Here is a 19,098-nt window from a genome sequence, read left to right on the forward strand (position 1 = left end):
AATGTTTAAACATATAGGTAATAAACCTTAATATTATTAGGCACGACTTTCAATCATGGAAGCCCTTAAGCTGAGTGATGAGGAGCTCAAGCTTGGTTTCACCTTTGATCATAACAAGTGCATAGTCTGTGGTGCGTGCGTTGAAGCGTGTAACAAGGCCTACGGTGGGAATTGGAGGGTACTTCCGGTATTTGAACTGGAAGGTGGAAAGACGGCCCTCTCCATCTCATGTAACCACTGCGATAACCCGGTCTGCATGAAATCCTGTCCTGCCCTCGCCATCTCCAAGAACGAGATGGGGGTTGTAACCATTGACTCCAGCAAGTGCATTGGTTGCGGTTACTGCCAGTGGGCCTGTCCCTATGAGGCGTTACACTTCTCAAAGGACGGAACCATGAGCAAGTGCCATCTCTGCGTGGACAGGCTCGGAAAGGGAATGCCCTACTGCGTGGAAAGTTGCCCCACGGGTGCACTAACCTTTGGTTGGCTTGACAGGCCAGATGGAGAGGTTAAGTATCTGGCCCCTGCCTCAATAACTAGGCCCAGGATCAAGATCATCCCTCTCAAGACTGAGATAAACGTCTCCCCTCTAAAGGAGAAGAGGGAAGATAACTCTGCGGGCCTCATCGCCTTCACCCTTGGAAGCGAGTTAGCTCTGGTGTACTCCCTGCTGAAGTTGCCCTATTTTCAGTTAATTGCCTTCATCCTTTTGGCGGGGACGCTCCTCCTATCCGTGGGACACGCCAAGGTCACTGCCAAGTCCATGAGGGTGATCCTTAATCTCTCCACCTCCTGGTTAAGCAGGGAGGTCCTGTTTGGTGGACTCTCCGCTATAGCCTTTCTCATATCCATGTTTCTCCAGGACGCATATTACGTGGCTCTCCCTCTACTGGTTCTCAGCGTTATCTCCTCGATCATGATTTACATGCTTAAGTCAAGACCCTCCTGGTATCACCCCGACACCCCCATGTCCTTCCTGGGGACAGGGTTCACGGTGGTGTCTCCACTTGCATACGTCTTCAATCACGATCCCCTGTTACTCGTATTGGGAGCTGTATTTTCCCTGGGAGAGATTATAACTGCCAGGTCCAAGGCCAAGATGGGATTCAGGGATAACAGGATACTGAACATGCCCTACCTTGTGCTTGACTTTGCCACGTTCTTCTTCCCTCCTTTTGGCCTGGTGGCCATGGTTATTGCCATGTTATCAGAGATATTGCATAGACGGGAATTCTTTCAAAAGGTAGTATATTATGGCGTTCCATCAGTTTAAATTTTTCAGTAACAATCTTTATTAGACTAACAAGTTAATAGTAAGTTGGGTGGAATCATCGCTTGAGATACGGTTTCATGGAAGGGGCGGACAAGGAGTTGTTACAGCAGCCAACTTACTTGCTGAGGCTGCTGGACTAGATGGACTTTTCTCCTCAGCCTTCCCCATATATGGTGCGGAGAGAAGGGGGGCAGAAATAGAGTCTTACTGCAGGATTTCAGATTCGCAGATCAGGGAAACCTCACCCATTGAGGAGCCAGACGTGGTGGTTATCCTGGATCCCACTCTTCTAAAGATATCCAATCCAGTGAGGGGGTTGAAGAGGGATGGGAAAATTGTTCTTAACTGGAAGGGGAACCCCCCAGTATCAGGTAAGCTCTTTCTGGTTGACGCAACGGGGATAGCAATGGAGTTGAAGCTGGTTAAGTCCGGCTGGCCACTGGTTAACATATTGATGCTGGGTGCACTGGTTAAGGCCGTGGGTATGCCCTCCCTGGAGTCCGTGAAAAAGGCCATAGACCTGGAGTTCAGCGGGAACGTGGCAGAGCTCAATAAGAGGGCAGTGGAGGTAGCCTTTGAGAATACTAGGGAGGTGAAGGAGATTGTCGCTTGAATACCAGTTCTTCCCAGTCTCTCATCCCAGTGAGGGAGCCGGGGGTAAGACCGGTAACTGGAGAGTGGTGAGACCAGTTGTTGGCGACAGGTGTATTGGCTGTAACGCGTGTTACCTGTGGTGCCCGGAGGGCACCATTGGGGTTAAGGGGAGAAGAGCTGAGGTCAATTACGAGTACTGTAAGGGTTGTGGGGTGTGCGCCAATGTGTGTCCCGTCAAGGCCATTTCCATGGTGAGCGAGTCGTGATGAAGATCATCTCAGGAAATGAGGCAGTTGCCCTCGCAGTCAAGCTGGCGAGGGTTGGCGTTGTGGGGATTTACCCCATAACTCCCCAGACCACCATAATTGAAGAACTGGCTGAAATGAAGGCCAAGGGGGAGATCAGCACAGATGTGGTCAGGGTGGAGAGCGAACACTCAGCCATGGGGGTGACCCTGGGCGCGGCGGTGTCAGGGGTTAGAGCCTTCACCGCAACCTCCTCCCAGGGACTTCTGTACATGCATGAGATGGTATGGTGGGCTGCAGGTAGCAGGGCACCCATTGTCATGGTTGTGGCAACCAGGGCAGTGGGCGCTCCCTGGAATATCTGGAACGAGAACACGGATTTCATGAGCGAGAGGGACAGCGGCTGGATAATGGCCTTCGCTTCAAGTCCCCAGGAGGCGCTAGACCTGACCCTGCAGGCCTTCAGGATCTCAGAGGATCCCAGGGTTTTCGTCCCCATGATGGTGGGGATGGACGGATTCATTCTCTCTCACACGAAAACTAACGTGTATATCCCGTCCCAGGAGGACGTGGATACGTTCCTTCCGCCCAGAAGGCAACCCTACGTAATAGATCCGGAGACGCAAGAGAGCATGGGTAACATTTTCCAGCCAGTTCACTACATGAAGCTCAGGCAGTCCATAAACGAGGCAATAGTTGGTGCAAAAGACGTGATCAGTGAGGTGGGAAGGGAGTATGAGAAGGTGAACCCGCTGGCAGATTACAAGACGCTTAACGTGGAGTATAAGCTGGATGACGCTGAGTATGCGGTGGTTACAATGGGAGCCTGGTCGCTGGACGCAATGGAGGCTGTGGACAGGTTAAGGGAGAGAGGAGTTCCCGTAGGGCTATACAGGGTGAGATATATCAGGCCCTGGGCCGAGGAAGAGATAGAGAGAGCGCTTGGAGATAAGAAGGGAGTGATCGTGTTTGATAGGGCCACATCCCTTGGCAGAGGAGGACCCCTATACCTGGAGATGAGGGCCTCTCTTAACAATCCCGTGAAGGGAGTAATAGCAGGATTGGGAGGCGTGTCCATGAACAAGAAGGATTTCATGGATGCAATTTCCAGATCCCTGGAGGAGATCAGACGCGGTGATATCAAGGATGTGACCTGGTACTATCCAGGAGAGGTGAAGGAGGTTGAGCTTGGGACTCCGAGATCTGCGATCTGAGTCACTGCTCCCGGGTACCTCAGCGTGTCCTGGATGTCCAGAGAACATGGCCATGAGAATGGTGGGAATGGCCCTAGGTAAGAACGTGGCAATGGTGGTGGTGGCAGGTTGTTCCTCCGTAATTCAGGGAATAGGACCCAAGAACGCCTACGGCTATCCGGTCCTTAACATTGCCTTCGCAGCCGGTCCCGCTGCAGCCTCTGGGATGTGGAGGGCCTTCAAGCAGAGGAACAAGGATGTAACTGTAGTGGTCTGGGCTGGAGATGGGGGTACAGCGGATATAGGCTTCGCGTCCCTTAGCGGAGCGGCTGAGAGAAATGAGGACTTCATCTACCTATGTGTGGACAACGAAGCTTACATGAACTCCGGAGGTCAAAGGAGTGGTTCCACCCCCCACGGAGCCGTGACCACCACTACCCCTGAGGGGAAGAAGGAGAACAAGAAGGAATTGCTTTTCATTATGCTGGACCACAATATCCCCTACGCTGCCACGGCGTCCGTGGGTTATCCCCACGACCTCATGGATAAGTTGAGAAGGGCCAAGGAGGTGAAGGGATTCAGATACATTCAGATCCTTACCCCTGATCCCTACGGCTGGCTCTTCGATCCCTCAAAGACAGCCGAGGTGGGAAAACTTGCGGTGCAGACGTGTTACTGGCCCTTAATTGAGGTTGTGAACGGAAAGGTCAGGATAAGCAACGAATCGCTTCACTGCCTCAAGAAGGAGACCAGAAGACCATTGAAGGATTTCCTCTCCGTGCAGGGCAGGTATAAGAAACTCTCGGAGAAGGATTACGAGGAACTGGAGAAGTTCGTGGACGATCTGTGGGAGAGGATACTCTCCATGATCAGCTAAAGATTTTTTGGATGAGCTACATGTTCTTCTCATGAACGCAGACGTCTACAAGATATCCTTCTCGGCATTCTTCGCAGATCTGGGTTATCAGGCAGTCGTTGCCTCCTTTCCCATTATCCTCGTCTTTCAGTTTCACCTTCCCGTCTACATTTACGGGATCGTGGAGAGCGTGTCTTACGGCGTTGGGTTAATATTCTCGTTCCTGGGCGGAGCTTTGGCGGACAGGTATGGGAGCAGGAGAGTGGCCATCTTTGGTAACCTGCTGATAACCCTCCTCTCCTTCACTGGTCTGGCGCAGAACAGTCTAGAGGCCATAGGGCTCTTCCTCTCTGGCTGGTTCATGAGGAACTTCAGGAGTCCTGCCAGGAGGACCATGCTGGTTCAGGTTACGACCGAGGATGAGAGATCCAGGGCGTTCGCAATTCTCCACTCTCTGGACTTTCTCGGAGGGTTAATAGCGGTGGTGTATCTATCCCTCGGTCTTTATCTGAGGCTCTCGTTCGCTGAGATTCTTCCATTCACTGCCATCCCAATCCTGTTGAGTTCCGTCTTCCTCTTCTTGACGAGGCCCAGGGAAGGTGGAGGCGGGAGAAGGAGCGGGAAAGTGCTGGGCGCAGTTGCGCTGGCCTCCCTCCTCTTCGGGATCAGCACCTATAGTCCGGGGTTCCCCATAATCACCGTGACCCAGTCAACCTCTCAGGTTTACCTTGGCACCTTAACCTACGGGTTCTTTCTCGGCTCGTCCTCGGGTTTCGCGATGGTACTCTCCAGGGTGAGGATGAGGGATTATCTGGGCTTGACCCTAGGTTACCTGGTGACAGCTACAGCAAGTGCAGGGTTCATCTTCCTTTTCCCTTTCCGCGAAATTGGGCTTTATCCCATGGCCATCCTCCTGGGTGTGGGGAGCGCCTTAGCTGAGACCTTTGAGCCCAGTCTGGTCTCCAAGGTGGCAGGACAGAACGTGGGAACTGGGATGGGTATACTCTCCCTATCCAGGGGGCTAGGTTACTTTGTGGGTAACTCCCTGATGGGCCTGCTCTATTCCCTGAGTTACGTCTACGCTTACGCCTTTGCATCCCTGGTGGCCCTCGGTTCCATGGCGATCATCCTAGTGGTGAGAAAATGACCCTCCTTCAGGAAGTGACGGGGTTGGTCAAGGAGAACAAGCCACTATTTGCCATGATGTTGATTAAACAGTTTGTGGAGGATCATCGGCTGGAGAACCCCTCTAGGGAATGCGAGGAGATCTTCAGGGCGGTGAAGGTTATGCCCTGGATGAATGACGAGTCGTGGAGGTACTTCGCTCCGTCCCTGCCGGAGGAGGAGATAGAGGCCCTCGCTCTCAGGGTACAGGACTGCGTGAGGCTCTATGGAGAGTGAATGCTGGTGAAGGGTGAGAATGCCCCAGACTCCGCTAGAGGGATCCAGAGGTAGAATTGAAGCGCCAAAGTGGTTTCTGAGTATCCTGTGCGAGTTTTTACCCAGTTCTCTCTGAATGATGCCCACGCCAGAGGATAAAAAATCAAAACTACTAGCGTATTACCCAGGTAAAAACTTTTCAAGAGCGAGGACCCTAGGTTTGGGCTACCCAGAGAGGAGAAACCATCTCCTCAAGGAACCCTTAGGGCTGGAACTAGGTGGAACGCAACTAATCCTGGAGCCCTTCACGAAATGCGCAACGGACTAGAGCGGGTCCTGCGCCGTTAACCAACTCCAAAGTGCCTCCCCATCTCGACGAGCTGACTAAACTGAGCCGTGGAAGGGCGATCCACCTGACCGAGGAAAACTAAAATATTTTGCAATGTTATAGAGAGTATAAGGTGTTAATTAGGTTGTGGGGACACGCCAGGTCCCATTTCAAGAAGGCGGAGAAGCTCTACGAAGAGGGAAGGTACGAGGAGGCCATCAAGGAGTACGACCAGGCCATATCGCTGGACCCAAGGAATCCCGATTACCATTACAACAAGGGAATTGCGTTAAGAATCCTGGGAAGGTACGAGGAGGCCCTCAGGGAGTTTGAGCAGGCCATATCGCTAGACCCAAAGGATCCTTTTTATCATTACAACAAGGGACTTGCGTTAGCTGAACTAGGAAGGTACGAGGAGGCCATCAAGGAGTACGACCAAGCCATCTCCTTGGACCCAAATAATCCTTTTTATCATAACAACAAGGGAAATGCGTTAAGAAACCTGGGAAGGTACGAGGAGGCCATCAAGGAGTACGACCAGGCCATATCGCTGAACCCAAATAATCCCGATTACCACTACGGTAAGGGAGCTGCGTTAGCTGAACTAGGAAGGCACGAGGAGGCCATCAAGGAGTACGACCAGGCCATATCGCTGAACCCAAATAATCCTTTTTATCATAACAACAAGGGAAATGCGTTAAGAAACCTGGGAAGGCACGAGGAGGCCATCAAGGAGTACGACCAGGCCATATCGCTGAACCCAAATAATCCCGATTACCACTACGGTAAGGGAGCTGCGTTAGCTGGACTGGGAAGGTACGATGAGGCCCTCAGGGAGTTTGAGGAAGCAATCTCCCTGGGTTTCGACAGGGGTAGAATTGTTAAACAGCTGGGGGAGATGGTGGGGAAGAGGGATGGGATGGGAAACACCGTGCTTCACCTTGCCGTGAGGAACGGCATGGAGGAGATGGTGAGGCTCCTCCTGGACGCGGGGGCTGACGTTAACGCGGTGAACAATGAGGGGCATACCCCGCTGTATTACGCCATCCTGTCCTGTAACCAGGGGATAGGGAAGCTCCTCCTGGACAGGGGAGCTGACCCCGGGCTGGCTGGCGCGGGGCCAGAGTTGAAGGGCGATTGCGACTGGGCCCGCCAGCTAATCAAGGACCTGATACCCTTCAAGGTCATTCTGGACGATTCGGCCGACGGGATCAAGACGTGCAGGGTGCCCAGGAGTCTGGGGATGGAGGGGGTGGCGGAGCTGGTCGGGGAGAGGAGAACCGTGGTCGCGGTGAGGCCGGACAACGTGGAGGACGAGATCCTGGTGGACAGGTCCACCTACCTTTCCCTCAACTCCAGGAGGGCGAGGGTGAGACCTGCGAGGTTGGAGGATGGGGTTAAGGTGAAGTTCTCCCCTCCCCTTTCGCTCCCTCCCCAGGCAATCAAGGCCTTGCGCCAGGAGCTTCGCAACCTGAGGGACAGGTTACCCCTGGCCAGGGGAGACGTGATCGTGATACCCGTGAGGCTGGAGGGGACTCCCCTCGACCTGCCCCTCCGCGTGGAGGAGGCCGAGCCAGAGCTCCTCCTCTACAGGAGGGGCTACACCGAGGTGGAGGTTGCGGAGAAGCCCTACGATCCCTCAGTTTTGCCCCCTGAGGAGAGGGACCGCGTGGAGGAGGTGAGGGAGAGGATGGTAGGTGGTCCGGCCCTACCCCAAGCCAACCCCCCAGGCTCGGACCTCTCAAATTACACTATCCTCGAGAAGCTTGGGGAGGGCGGTTTCGCCACCGTGTACAGGGCAAGGGACAGGGAAGGGAATGAGGTTGCCGTGAAGGTGCATAGGGACCCGTCAAGGGAGGCGGTCAAGGAGATTGCGGTCTGGTTAAACCTGGACCATCCCAACATAGTGAAGCTCATCGACTACGGTCTGACCCCCTATCCCCACGTGGTCATGGAGCTCATGAACGGAACCCTTGAGGGGAAGAGGTTTGACAGGGTTACGGCCACTAGGATAATCCTGGACGTCCTCCAGGGGCTGAGGTACGCCCACTCTAAGGGAATAGTTCACAGGGACATCAAGCCCTCCAACATACTCCTGGACGGGAACGGGAGGGCTAAGGTGAGCGATTGGGGGACGGCGAAAATAGGCAACAGATCCACGGTGAGGGACGCCTTCATGACCGTGCAGTACGCCTCGCCCGAGCAGCTGGGGAACAGGCCCACGGACGAGAGGAGCGACGTCTACCAGGTCTGCGAGGTTTACTACGAGATGCTCACCGGTGTCCCCGCCTTTAAGGGAGAACTGCCCGAGATCATTGCCAGGAAGACCACGGGGGACTTCCCACCTCCCTCCTCCCTCGACCCGTCCCTGGCCGATTTGGACCCTCTATTCAGGAGGTGCCTCAGTCCCAGGAAGGAGGAGAGGCCCTCCGATGAGGAGCTGATCGCGGCCCTGTCGCAGAGCCATACCGCCTTCCTGCGCAACTCCATCAAGGTCAAGAACGTCCCATCTCTCGTGGTGGAACTGGCCTACGCCTACGTCAGGCTGAACGACCCCGGGACGTCCATACTCTACCTGAAGGAGGTGGGGGACCTGGAGGAGTGCGGACATGCCGTGAAAGTTCTGGACGAGAGGATGAAGATGAACCTTCACACGGAGGACGAGATCCTGAGGTCTGTGGAGCTCTGCCGGAGGTCGGTCCAGCTACGCAAGGGGTGAGCCATCAATGAGGACTTTGGGACCAAATGAAATCTTGTCCTCCTTAACTCACGCGGCACTTTTTGGAACTTACCTAAGACTGAACAGTTTCTTGGTATCACCCACCTCGAGGTAAAGAGTTTTAAGCAGGCGGGAGAGCCTCACGACTCCCAGCTTCTCCCCAAGGACATACCTCAAGGACAGGAGGAAGTTCAACGTGATCGAGATGAGCTTGACGTAACCCATGTTCCTCCTCCACTAGTAGTTTTGATTGATTTTTATCCTCTGTTATGGGCACACTGTTCAGAGAGCACTGGTTAAAGACTTACACAAAGTACTAGAGTATGGCCCTGGCGAGGGCTTCTCGTCGAAGGTATCGTCCACCGCTACCTACACGGGGTAACCAACCAGGAGCTTCACAATTGGGAGCAGGTCAACCTCAGCCAGCTTGTCAAGCTTGCCCAGCACATTCTCGAAGTCGAAGTCCAGGGCCTCAGCCATTCTCTAGGCTTCTCCTCTCCGAAATTACTAGAGGCAACTTCCTCACAACGTCACCTAACTTCCTGAGCGCATCCACCATGGCGTTAGGGAAGTCCCTCCTCCACCTTAATGCCTCCTTTTCCTCAGCCACTTTCCCCTTCTCGTTATTCAAAACGCGTATTACCCAGGTAAAAACTTTCAAGGTTGAAGGAACTGACGTAAAGTTCAGGGAAATGCTATCCCAGATCCCACCAAAGGGATCCGGGAGGTGGGATTGAAGCGTCAAAGTGGTTCCTGAAAACTACCAAGGGAGCAGGACCTCCTGAAAATTCCTTCAACTATTTTACACGTCAATTCTATCCCTACATCTCAAACCTGTATTTCTTTTGAGAGTGGGCTCGTTTGTTAATGAATAATTTTCATCTTGATACGAATAGCCTTGAAGGATCTCCTGCACTAAAAGTCCGTAAAAGGCCACAGGACGTTCTCTCGGTCCTCCCGCTGTTAATCAACCTTTATCTCTTTTGGGGTTAAGGGGGCGGAAGACCCCATCCGTAAGGTTGGAGATGGATAGCCCCCTTATAGAAAGTTTTTTAAATTAAATAAAAATATTAATCCATTGTGGCCTGCCAAACCCCATCGTGCGGTAATAGCCGTGGGATGGCCACCTAGGGATGGAACAGCCCGAAGTTAAGCTTGCGGAGACCGATGCCTCCGTAACCCTCCTGCCACACGGGGCGTCAAGGATGGGTTCCATTCGACGGAACCTCCGCTGTGGATGGAGGGGATCGAGCATGGTCAATGAACCAAGAAGCCCCATACGTAAGAGTGGGGCAGTTCACTTCCTACCACTCCACTACATCATGATGGACAGGAAGGGCAGGGAGGTCCTACTCCTCCTGGTATGGGGTGACCTGCTCATAAACTACGTGGAGACCATGGTTGTCCCTGCGATCCCCACCATTCAGAACGACTTCTCTGTCAGCTCCACCCTTGCCTCCTGGATTACCTCAGCCTTCATCATCGTGGGGGCAGTGGTGTCACCAATCTTCGGTAAACTCGCTGATATGTACGGGAGGAAAAGGATGTATCTCATATCTCTGGGTGGTTACCTAATCGCAGTTGCGCTTGCAGGCTTCTCACCCTCCATCTACGCCCTGATCACGGCTAGGGCAATTCAAGGGGTTGGGTATGGCATCTTTCCCGTGGGGTTAGCCATAATCACGGACGTGCTCCCACCACGGGACGTGGCAACAGCACAGGGTCTCCTCTCAGGTTCGGTGGGCATTGGGACGGTGCTGGGGCTAATCGTTGGGTCCTACATAGATCAGAGCCTCGGGTGGCAGTACGCCTTCCATACCGCATTCGTTCTCTCCCTTCTTTTCTTCCTTCTTATCCTTTTCAAGCTCAAGGATACCGGGGTCAGGGTGAAGGAGAGCATAGACTACGTTGGGACAACTCTCCTGACCACGGGGATGGTCCTGATCCTAGTGTACATAACCGAGGGTCCCACGCTGGGCTGGCTCAGTCCCGAGAATGTCTCCTTTCTTGTGACGGGAATGGTCCTGATCCTGGTGTTCATTCCAGCGGAGCTGAGGGTCAGAGAACCCCTGGTGGACATGAAACTCATGAGAATAAGGAACGTCATGGTGGCCAATCTCGTTGGAGTTGTGAGCAGTGTAGCCCTCATGATCATGTATTTTGGTATAATTTACTACGCACAGTTACCCCCTCCCTTCGGGCTGGGACTGGACATATTCTCAGCGGGTTTAACCCTGGCCCCGGCAACCGTGGTGATGTTCGTGGTGGGCCCAGTGGTGGGTAAGCTCACGGGGGAAGCTGGGCCCAAACCCCTCCTCATATTCGGATCCGTGACGTCCATTCTTGGCTTCATTCTCCTAATCCTGAACAGGGGAACGTCACAGGCGCTGGTTGAGGACGTGATCGTGGCCGGGACGGGAATGATATCCATCATCATCCCGCTCATAAACATGATTGCCGTATCCCTTCCAGAGACGGCCAGGGGGATTGGCCTTGGGGTTAACACCCTTCTCCGGAACCTGGGGGCGTCCATTGGTCCCGTCCTGGCCACATCCATTATGTCGTCCTATAAGGACCCCTACGTCCTGATGCTGGGTAACCAGATACTGGACATCTCGTTCTTTCCAGGGAGGGAAGCCTTCAACGTCATGTTTGAGGTGGCAGTTCTAGTAATCTTGGTGAACCTGGGGATATCCCTCCTCACTCAAAACTATAAATTGAAAGATAAAGGTAGAAATATCATTTTGTGAACAATCATATCTCGAAACTTATATTCAATCGTTTTTAAAGGAGTATGACTCTTTTAAAGAATAATGAAAAACATAAGTTCAATTCTTATAGTATTAGTTCTGCTAGTATTTTCCTCCTGAGTGCAGGTACAGTATTGCAGGCCCAGAGCTCGACGTATTACGTACAGACCTCCTCCCCACAGTACTCCATTCTACCTGGATCGCAGTTTGTGGAACCCCTCAATCCCAGCACAGTAATCCCGGTAGCGATACTTCTCAACTTCACCCATTACTCATCTCTTGACGACGAACTTCAGCACGTGATCTCAAGTCCCGGAGAGTACCTGACGCCCTCTCAGTTCAGACAATATTTCTACCCAGACCAGTCCTACATCTCTTCCCTGGAGAACTATCTAGAGGGGTATGGGTTCGTCCCCACAGGGAATTACGGGCTCATACTCACCTTTAACGCCACGGTGGGAGAAGTGGAACAGGCATTCCACACCTACATAAACGTGTATTACTACCCCTTCAAGGACATATACTGGTTCGGTAAGGTGGGAATTGAGAACGTGGGACCCTTCTACTACTTTTCCAACAACGTTACACCTTCCCTTCCGTACAGCGTGGGCAAGTACGTGTTGGGGATTGTGGGCATAGACAGCGTGGATCCACACGTTTATCTGGCCTTGAGGCAGGCATGGAATATTCCCATGATGGAGGGCAAGGGACCCGGCGGTAGAGGGCTAATCTCGAGCGCAATAATCACTCCCAACACCATACAACAATACTTCAATTTCACTTCCCTATACGCGCAGGGGAAGACAGGGTCAGGCTCTACAATTGCCATAGAGGGAGTGCCAGAATGTTACGTGAATACCACGGACATATATACGTTCTGGAAGCTTTTCGGCATACCCAGAACCGGTTCATTTAACGTAATAACCCTTGGAAATGATACCTCCGGAGGTCAGTCCGGTGAGAACGAGCTTGATGCGGAGTATTCCGGGGCGTTCGCGCCGGGCGCGAACATCGTGATAGTCTTTAGCGACGGATATGTGGGCGGAAAGGCGCTTGTGGGTAACTCATTGAACTACTATTACGAATACTATTACATGGCGAATTACCTCAACCCAAGCGTGGTGTCCATCTCCGTGACCCTACCCGAGAGTTACCTGGCGGCGTATTATCCGGCAATGCTCTACATGATTCACAACATCATGGTACAGCTATCGGTTCAGGGGACTTCAGTGCTGGCAGCGTCGGGAGACTGGGGGTTTGAATCTGACCATCCTCCACCCAATTTCCACATAGGTGTTTACAATACAATATGGTATCCAGAGAGCGATCCCCTGGTTACCTCCGTGGGTGGGATATTCCTCAACGCTACCTCAGCGGGACAGATCTACTCCTTCTCGGGATGGGATTACAGTACAGGAGGTAACAGCGTGGTCTTCCCGGTTCAGAGCTACGAGTTAACGTCATTGATTCCGTTCACTCCAGACACGGTAAGAACATACCCTGACATAGCCTTCGTTTCTGCAGGGGGTTACAACATACCGGAGTTCGGCTTCGGTCTACCCTTGATCTTCGACGGTCAACTATTCCTGTGGTACGGGACAAGTGGGGCAGCGCCCATGACTGCAGCAATGGTCTCGCTCGTGGGTCAGAGACTGGGTCCTCTAAATTACGCTCTCTACCACATCTCATACTCCGGCGAGATATACACGCCACAGGGCTTGGTGAAGGGATTACCTGCGTGGATACCAGTAACCTCCGGGAACAATCCGTTCCCAGCCCACTACGGATGGAATTACGTCACCGGACCGGGAACGTATAACGCGTATAGCATGGTTGTGGATCTAGGGCTGTACTTATCCGGTTAAATTAAACTTCTTTTTTAGTATATTTGTCCATAATTTTCTTAAAACCCTAGGCTTGTCCCACAATCTCGTAAAATTCGCATGATTCGAGCCTAGTCTGGTTTGTTGTGTATTTCACGTTAAAGGTTCCTTAAATACACAACAATATGAGGCAGCCCCCATGATTCCACCTTAAACATCCTCTAACAGGGAATAGCAAGGTTTTATTCATGTCAAGAAGCTTAGTATGAGATATAACTTTAGGGTAACGTTAAACTTTCCTGAAAATCCCTTCAAGCTCATTTTATCTAAAACTCTTTCAGTTCTTTTCAATAGTCTCACAATTATATTTTCCTTTAAGGTCTATGGCATTACTCATCTATGAACGATTTTCATTTCAACACGAACTTCCTTGAAGAATATTTCACCACGTTAAAATCTTGAAACGCTATAACGTGTTAAATCTTTATTCAATTTAATGTGCAGTGGTGGTCAAGGAACCCCTATCACGGAAACTTTACATATAACTCTAAAAGGCATTCAGTTTGTGGAGTTACTACAATCAAGGGCCTCCAGGTTTCTGCGAGACGTTAAATTGAAAGAGGACCGAAGAAGTCGCTCAACGGATACTTCACACTAAAAGATGTCATAGAAATCATATATTCACTTGATTAATATTATCAACGATACTCATAATGTCGTCATCAAGGCATAAACTAGTTTTATGGCTTCGTGACTTTGCATTGAATTTCTTGAAACTTGAATATGCCAATATGATGATACTATGACGGTACTCGTCTTAGATGTATTCTTTGCCGGGCCTAGTCTGGTTTGTTGTGTATTTCACGTTAAAGGCTTCTTAAATACACAACAATATGAGGTAGCCCCTTCTTTGCCCAGTTAATATCATTTTAGACATGAAGACTTGGCACCTTGTGTGAGTTTTTCATGTTCCCTTAACCGTGAGTTAAGGAGGACAAGATTTCATTTGGTCCCAAAGTCCTCATTGATGGCTCACCCCTTGCGTAGCTGGACCGACCTCCGGCAGAGCTCCACAGACCTCAGGATCTCGTCCTCCGTGTGAAGGTTCATCTTCATCCTCTCGTCCAGAACTTTCACGGCATGTCCGCACTCCTCCAGGTCCCCCACCTCCTTCAGGTAGAGTATGGACGTCCCGGGGTCGTTCAGCCTGACGTAGGCGTATGCCAGTTCCACCACGAGAGATGGGACGTTCTTGACCTTGATGGAGTTGCGCAGGAAGGCGGTATGGCTCTGCGACAGGGCCGCGATCAGCTCCTCATCGGAGGGCCTCTCCTCCTTCCTGGGACTGAGGCACCTCCTGAATAGAGGGTCCAAATCGGCCAGGGACGGGTCGAGGGAGGAGGGAGGTGGGAAGTCCCCCGTGGTCTTCCTGGCAATGATCTCGGGCAGTTCTCCCTTAAAGGCGGGGACACCGGTGAGCATCTCGTAGTAAACCTCGCAGACCTGGTAGACGTCGCTCCTCTCGTCCGTGGGCCTGTTCCCCAGCTGCTCGGGCGAGGCGTACTGCACGGTCATGAAGGCGTCCCTCACCGTGGATCTGTTGCCTATTTTCGCCGTCCCCCAATCGCTCACCTTAGCCCTCCCGTTCCCGTCCAGGAGTATGTTGGAGGGCTTGATGTCCCTGTGAACTATTCCCTTAGAGTGGGCGTACCTCAGCCCCTGGAGGACGTCCAGGATTATCCTAGTGGCCGTAACCCTGTCAAACCTCTTCCCCTCAAGGGTTCCGTTCATGAGCTCCATGACCACGTGGGGATAGGGGGTCAGACCGTAGTCGATGAGCTTCACTATGTTGGGATGGTCCAGGTTTAACCAGACCGCAATCTCCTTGACCGCCTCCCTTGACGGGTCCCTATGCACCTTCACGGCAACTTCATTCCCTTCCCTGTCCCTAGCCCTGTACACGGTGGCGAAACCTCCCTCCCCAAGCTTCTCGAGGATCGTGTAGTTTGAGAGGTCCGAGCCTGGGGGGTTGGCTTGGGGTAGGGTTGGATTACCTCCCATCCTCTCCCTCACCTCCTCCACGCGGTCCCTCTCCTCAGGGGGCAAAACTGAGGGATCGTAGGGCTTCTCCGCAACCTCCACCTCGGTGTAGCCCCTCCTGTAGAGGAGGAGCTCTGGCTCGGCCTCCTCCACGCGGAGGGGCAGGTCGAGGGGAGTCCCCTCCAGCCTCACGGGTATCACGATCACGTCTCCCCTGGCCAGGGGTAACCTGTCCCTCAGGTTGCGAAGCTCCTGGCGCAAGGCCTTGATTGCCTGGGGAGGGAGCGAAAGGGGAGGGGAGAACTTCACCTTCACCCCATCCTCCAACCTCGCAGGTCTCACCCTCGCCCTCCTGGAGTTGAGGGAAAGGTAGGTGGACCTGTCCACCAGGATCTCGTCCTCCACGTTGTCCGGCCTCACCGCGACCACGGTTCTCCTCTCCCCGACCAGCTCCGCCACCCCCTCCATCCCCAGACTCCTGGGCACCCTGCACGTCTTGATCCCGTCGGCCGAATCGTCCAGAATGACCTTGAAGGGTATCAGGTCCTTGATCAACTGGCGGGCCCAGTCGCAATCGCCCTTCAACTCTGGCCCCGCGCCAGCCAGCCCGGGGTCAGCTCCCCTGTCCAGGAGGAGCTTCCCTATCCCCTGGTTACAGGACAGGAGGGCGTAATACAGCGGGGTATGCCCCTCATTGTTCACCGCGTTAACGTCAGCCCCCGCGTCCAGGAGGAGCCTCACCATCTCCTCCATGCCGTTCCTCACGGCAAGGTGAAGCACGGTGTTCCCCATCCCATCCCTCTTCCCCACCATCTCCCCCAGCTGTTTAACAATCCTACCCCTGTCGAAACCCAGGGAGATGGCCTGCTCGTACTCCCTGAGGGCCTCCTCGTGCCTTCCCAGGTTATATAACGCATTTCCCTTGTTATAGTGGTAATCGGGATTATTTGGGTTAAGCGATATGGCCTGGTCGTACTCCTTGAGGGCCTCCTCGTACCTTCCCAGGCCAGCTAACGCATTTCCCTTGTTATAGTGATAATCGGGATTCTTTGGGTTAAGCGATATGGCCTGGTCGACCTCCTTGAGGGCCTCTTCGTACTCCTTGAGGGCCTCTTCGTACCTTCCCAGGTCATATAACGCATTTCCCTTGTTGTTATGATAAACGGGATCCTTTGGGTTCAGCGATATGGCCTTATCGTACTCCTTGAGGGCCTCCTCGTACCTTCCCAGGCCAGCTAACGCAAGTCCTTTACCGTTATGATAATCGGGATCCTTTGGGTTCAGCGATATGGCCTTATCGTACTCCTTGAGGGCCTCCTCGTACCTTCCCAGGCCAGCTAACGCAAGTCCTTTACCGTTATGATAATCGGGATTCTTTGGGTTAAGCGATATGGCCTGGTCGTACTCCTTGAGGGCCTCTTCGTGCCTTCCCAGTTTTCTTAACGCATTTCCCTTGTTATAGTGATAATCGGGATTCTTTGGGTTAAGCGATATGGCCTGGTCGTACTCCTTGAGGGCCTCTTCGTACCTTCCCAGGCCAGCTAACGCATTTCCCTTGTTATAGTGATAATAGGGATCCTTTGGGTTCAGCGATATGGCCTGGTCGAACTCCTTGAGGGCCTCTTCGTACTCCTTGAGGGCCTCCTCGTACCTTCCCAGTTTTCTTAACGCATCTCCCTTGTTGTTATGATAAACGGGAATCTTTGGGTTAAGCGATATGGCCTGGTCGTACTCCTTGAGGGCCTCCTCGTACCTTCCCAGGCCAGCTAACGCATTTCCCTTGTTATAGTGATAATAGGGATCCTTTGGGTTCAGCGATATGGCCTGGTCGAACTCCTTGAGGGCCTCTTCGTACTCCTTGAGGGCCTCCTCGTACCTTCCCAGTTTTCTTAACGCATCTCCCTTGTTGTTATGATAAACGGGATTCTTTGGGTTAAGCGATATGGCCTGGTCGTACTCCTTGAGGGCCTCCTCGTACCTTCCTAGGTTATATAACGCATCTCCCTTGTTGTTATGATAAACGGGATTCTTTGGGTTAAGCGATATGGCCTGGTCGTACTCCTTGAGGGCCTCCTCGTACCTTCCCAGGCCAGCTAACGCATTTCCCTTACCGTTATGATAAAAAGGATTCTTTGGGTTAAGCGATATGGCCTGGTCGTACTCCTTGAGGGCCTCTTCGTACTCCTTGAGGGCCTCCTCGTACCTTCCCAGGTCATATAACGCATTTCCCTTATCGTTATGATAATCGGGATCCTTTGGGTTAAGCGATATGGCCTGCTCGTACTCCTTGAGGGCCTCCTCGTACCTTCCCAGGCCATATAACGCATTTCCCTTGTTATAGTGATAATAGGGATTCTTTGGGTTCAGCGATATGGCCTGGTCGTACTCCTTGAGGGCCTCTTCGTACTCCTTGAGGGCCTCCTCGTACCTTCCCAGTTTTCTTAACGCATTTCCCTTGTTGTTATGATAAACGGGATTCTTTGGGTTCAGCGATATGGCCTGGTCGTACTCCTTGATGGCCTCCTCGTACCTTCCTAGGTTATATAACGCATTTCCCTTGTTGTTATGATAAACGGGATTCTTTGGGTTCAGCGATATGGCCTGGTCGTACTCCTTGAGGGCCTCTTCGTACCTTCCCAGGTCATATAACGCATTTCCCTTATCGTTATGATAATCGGGATCCTTTGGGTTAAGCGATATGGCCTGCTCGTACTCCTTGAGGGCCTCCTCGTACCTTCCCAGGCCATATAACGCATTTCCCTTGTTATAGTGATAATAGGGATCCTTTGGGTTCAGCGATATGGCCTGGTCGTACTCCTTGAGGGCCTCTTCGTACTCCTTGAGGGCCTCCTCGTACCTTCCCAGTTTTCTTAACGCATCTCCCTTGTTGTTATGATAAACGGGAATCTTTGGGTTAAGCGATATGGCCTGCTCGTACTCCTTGAGGGCCTCCTCGTACCTTCCTAGGTTATATAACGCATTTCCCTTGTTGTTATGATAAACGGGGTGCTTTGGGTTCAGCGATATGGCCTGGTCGTACTCCTTGAGGGCCTCCTCGTACCTTCCCTCTTCGTAGAGCTTCTCCGCCTTCTTGAAATGTGACTTAGCGTCTCCCCACAACCTAATTAACACCTTATACTCCCTATAACATTGCAAAATATTTTAGTTTTCCTCGGTCAGGTGGATCGCGCTTCCATGGCTCAGTTTAGTCACCCAGTCTTGATGGGGAGGCACTGGTTTGGAGTTGGTTACCGGCGCAGGACCCGCTCTAGTCCGTTGCGCATTTCGTGAAGGGCTCCAGGATTAGTTGCGTTCCACCTAGTTCCAGCCCTAAGGGTTCCTTGAGGAGATGGTTTCCCCTCTTTAGGCAAGGACTTGTCTGATGGGACGTCCAGATCCGGAAAATCTGGACAGGATTGGGCTGTGCATTTTACTTCCCAGAGCACAGTATGAAAAGGTTCCTTTTTCACTCTAGACTTCAATGACACCAGTTTCAATTTATATTAGGTTATACGTAAAATTGACGTCGCTTCCCTTACCCCTAAGAGTCTTGCAATATAACGAACTTAGTTTTAACTTCTGTCTATTTCTAACATGACAGTGGTATCTTACATAGCGACAACTTTTCAATTTAAGATAAATAGAGGCTATCCCATATTGTAGTGTATTTAAGGATACACTTTAACTAGTGTAGTACTTTCCTGAAAATCCCTTCAAGTCCATTTTACCTAAAAGTTTTTCAGATCTGTCCAAGGATCTTCCAGTTAAATTTTATCTTTAAGATCAATGACATCGCTCATCTATGAACGATTTTCGTTTTGGTATGGATTTTCTTGAAGAATATCTCACTACGTTAAAATCCGTTAAGCACTACTAGTGTATGGAGTTACTACAATC

General features: G+C 52.1%; 13 protein-coding genes. 10 read left to right on the forward strand and 3 right to left on the reverse strand.

The genetic code is table 11. The features are described from left to right. Positions 1 to 55 precede the first annotated feature (55 nt). The 8 genes from QVC96_RS04500 (at position 56) to QVC96_RS04535 (ending at position 8,588) form a co-directional block, all read left to right on the forward strand. The gene (locus QVC96_RS04500) at positions 56 to 1,273 is read left to right on the forward strand and encodes a 4Fe-4S dicluster domain-containing protein (RefSeq protein ID WP_287690020.1); all 1,218 of its coding nucleotides are present in this window, start codon (positions 56 to 58) and stop codon (positions 1,271 to 1,273) included. Positions 1,274 to 1,322: 49 nt separating this feature from the next. Further along, entirely contained in the window at positions 1,323 to 1,886 is a 564-nt protein-coding gene (locus QVC96_RS04505; RefSeq protein ID WP_238026149.1) for a 2-oxoacid:acceptor oxidoreductase family protein, read from the forward strand. Beyond that, complete coding sequence (locus tag QVC96_RS04510) at positions 1,876 to 2,133, forward strand: 4Fe-4S dicluster-binding protein (protein ID WP_238026150.1); 258 nt, start codon at positions 1,876 to 1,878, stop codon at positions 2,131 to 2,133. The genes QVC96_RS04505 and QVC96_RS04510 overlap by 11 nt, the downstream gene beginning before the upstream one ends. Further along, on the forward strand, positions 2,133 to 3,326 hold the full coding sequence (locus tag QVC96_RS04515; protein ID WP_238026151.1) for a pyruvate ferredoxin oxidoreductase: 1,194 nt from the start codon (positions 2,133 to 2,135) through the stop codon (positions 3,324 to 3,326). The genes QVC96_RS04510 and QVC96_RS04515 overlap by 1 nt, the downstream gene beginning before the upstream one ends. Then, a complete protein-coding gene (gene porB / locus QVC96_RS04520) occupies positions 3,295 to 4,182 on the forward strand; it encodes a pyruvate synthase subunit PorB (RefSeq protein WP_238026152.1) in 888 nt (295 codons plus the stop codon). Before QVC96_RS04515 ends, porB begins: the two co-directional genes overlap by 32 nt. Positions 4,183 to 4,213: 31 nt before the next feature. Further along, positions 4,214 to 5,308 (forward strand): MFS transporter, encoded by a 1,095-nt coding sequence (locus QVC96_RS04525; RefSeq protein WP_287690021.1) that lies wholly within the window; start codon positions 4,214 to 4,216, stop codon positions 5,306 to 5,308. Continuing rightward, positions 5,305 to 5,562, forward strand: coding sequence for a hypothetical protein (locus QVC96_RS04530; protein WP_287690022.1), 258 nt, complete (start codon positions 5,305 to 5,307; stop codon positions 5,560 to 5,562). Before QVC96_RS04525 ends, QVC96_RS04530 begins: the two co-directional genes overlap by 4 nt. A 440-nt stretch (positions 5,563 to 6,002) precedes the next feature. Continuing rightward, on the forward strand, positions 6,003 to 8,588 hold the full coding sequence (locus QVC96_RS04535) for a tetratricopeptide repeat protein (RefSeq protein WP_287690023.1): 2,586 nt from the start codon (positions 6,003 to 6,005) through the stop codon (positions 8,586 to 8,588). Between the two features lie 69 nt (positions 8,589 to 8,657). Here QVC96_RS04535 and QVC96_RS04540 read toward each other — a convergent pair whose 3' ends face one another. Then, positions 8,658 to 8,813 (reverse strand): hypothetical protein, encoded by a 156-nt coding sequence (locus QVC96_RS04540; protein WP_287690024.1) that lies wholly within the window; start codon positions 8,811 to 8,813, stop codon positions 8,658 to 8,660. Between the two features lie 247 nt (positions 8,814 to 9,060). Continuing rightward, positions 9,061 to 9,219 (reverse strand): hypothetical protein, encoded by a 159-nt coding sequence (locus tag QVC96_RS04545; RefSeq protein WP_287690025.1) that lies wholly within the window; start codon positions 9,217 to 9,219, stop codon positions 9,061 to 9,063. A 694-nt stretch (positions 9,220 to 9,913) separates the two neighbouring features. Here QVC96_RS04545 and QVC96_RS04550 point away from each other — a divergent pair. Both QVC96_RS04550 and QVC96_RS04555 read left to right on the forward strand, forming a co-directional pair. Continuing rightward, entirely contained in the window at positions 9,914 to 11,338 is a 1,425-nt protein-coding gene (locus tag QVC96_RS04550) for an MFS transporter (protein WP_287690417.1), read from the forward strand. Between the two features lie 44 nt (positions 11,339 to 11,382). Next, positions 11,383 to 13,203 (forward strand): S53 family peptidase, encoded by a 1,821-nt coding sequence (locus tag QVC96_RS04555; RefSeq protein WP_287690026.1) that lies wholly within the window; start codon positions 11,383 to 11,385, stop codon positions 13,201 to 13,203. A 990-nt stretch (positions 13,204 to 14,193) separates the two neighbouring features. Here the strand turns inward: QVC96_RS04555 and QVC96_RS04560 are convergent. Then, positions 14,194 to 18,333, reverse strand: coding sequence for a tetratricopeptide repeat protein (locus QVC96_RS04560; RefSeq protein WP_287690027.1), 4,140 nt, complete (start codon positions 18,331 to 18,333; stop codon positions 14,194 to 14,196). Positions 18,334 to 19,098 lie beyond the last annotated feature (765 nt).

This window comes from Metallosphaera javensis (ex Sakai et al. 2022) (genome assembly GCA_021654415.1).
Lineage (GTDB): Archaea > Thermoproteota > Thermoprotei_A > Sulfolobales > Sulfolobaceae > Metallosphaera > Metallosphaera javensis.

Bases quoted from the DNA above. Each gene is read 5' to 3' on its own strand.
- QVC96_RS04555 (WP_287690026.1), top strand. From the start codon at position 11,383: ATGACTCTTTTAAAGAATAATGAAAAACATAAGTTCAATTCTTATAGT.
- QVC96_RS04540 (WP_287690024.1), bottom strand. From the start codon at position 8,813: ATGGGTTACGTCAAGCTCATCTCGATCACGTTGAACTTCCTCCTGTCC.
- QVC96_RS04530 (WP_287690022.1), top strand. From the start codon at position 5,305: ATGACCCTCCTTCAGGAAGTGACGGGGTTGGTCAAGGAGAACAAGCCA.
- QVC96_RS04550 (WP_287690417.1), top strand. From the start codon at position 9,914: ATGGACAGGAAGGGCAGGGAGGTCCTACTCCTCCTGGTATGGGGTGAC.
- QVC96_RS04525 (WP_287690021.1), top strand. From the start codon at position 4,214: ATGAACGCAGACGTCTACAAGATATCCTTCTCGGCATTCTTCGCAGAT.
- QVC96_RS04515 (WP_238026151.1), top strand. From the start codon at position 2,133: ATGAAGATCATCTCAGGAAATGAGGCAGTTGCCCTCGCAGTCAAGCTG.
- QVC96_RS04500 (WP_287690020.1), top strand. From the start codon at position 56: ATGGAAGCCCTTAAGCTGAGTGATGAGGAGCTCAAGCTTGGTTTCACC.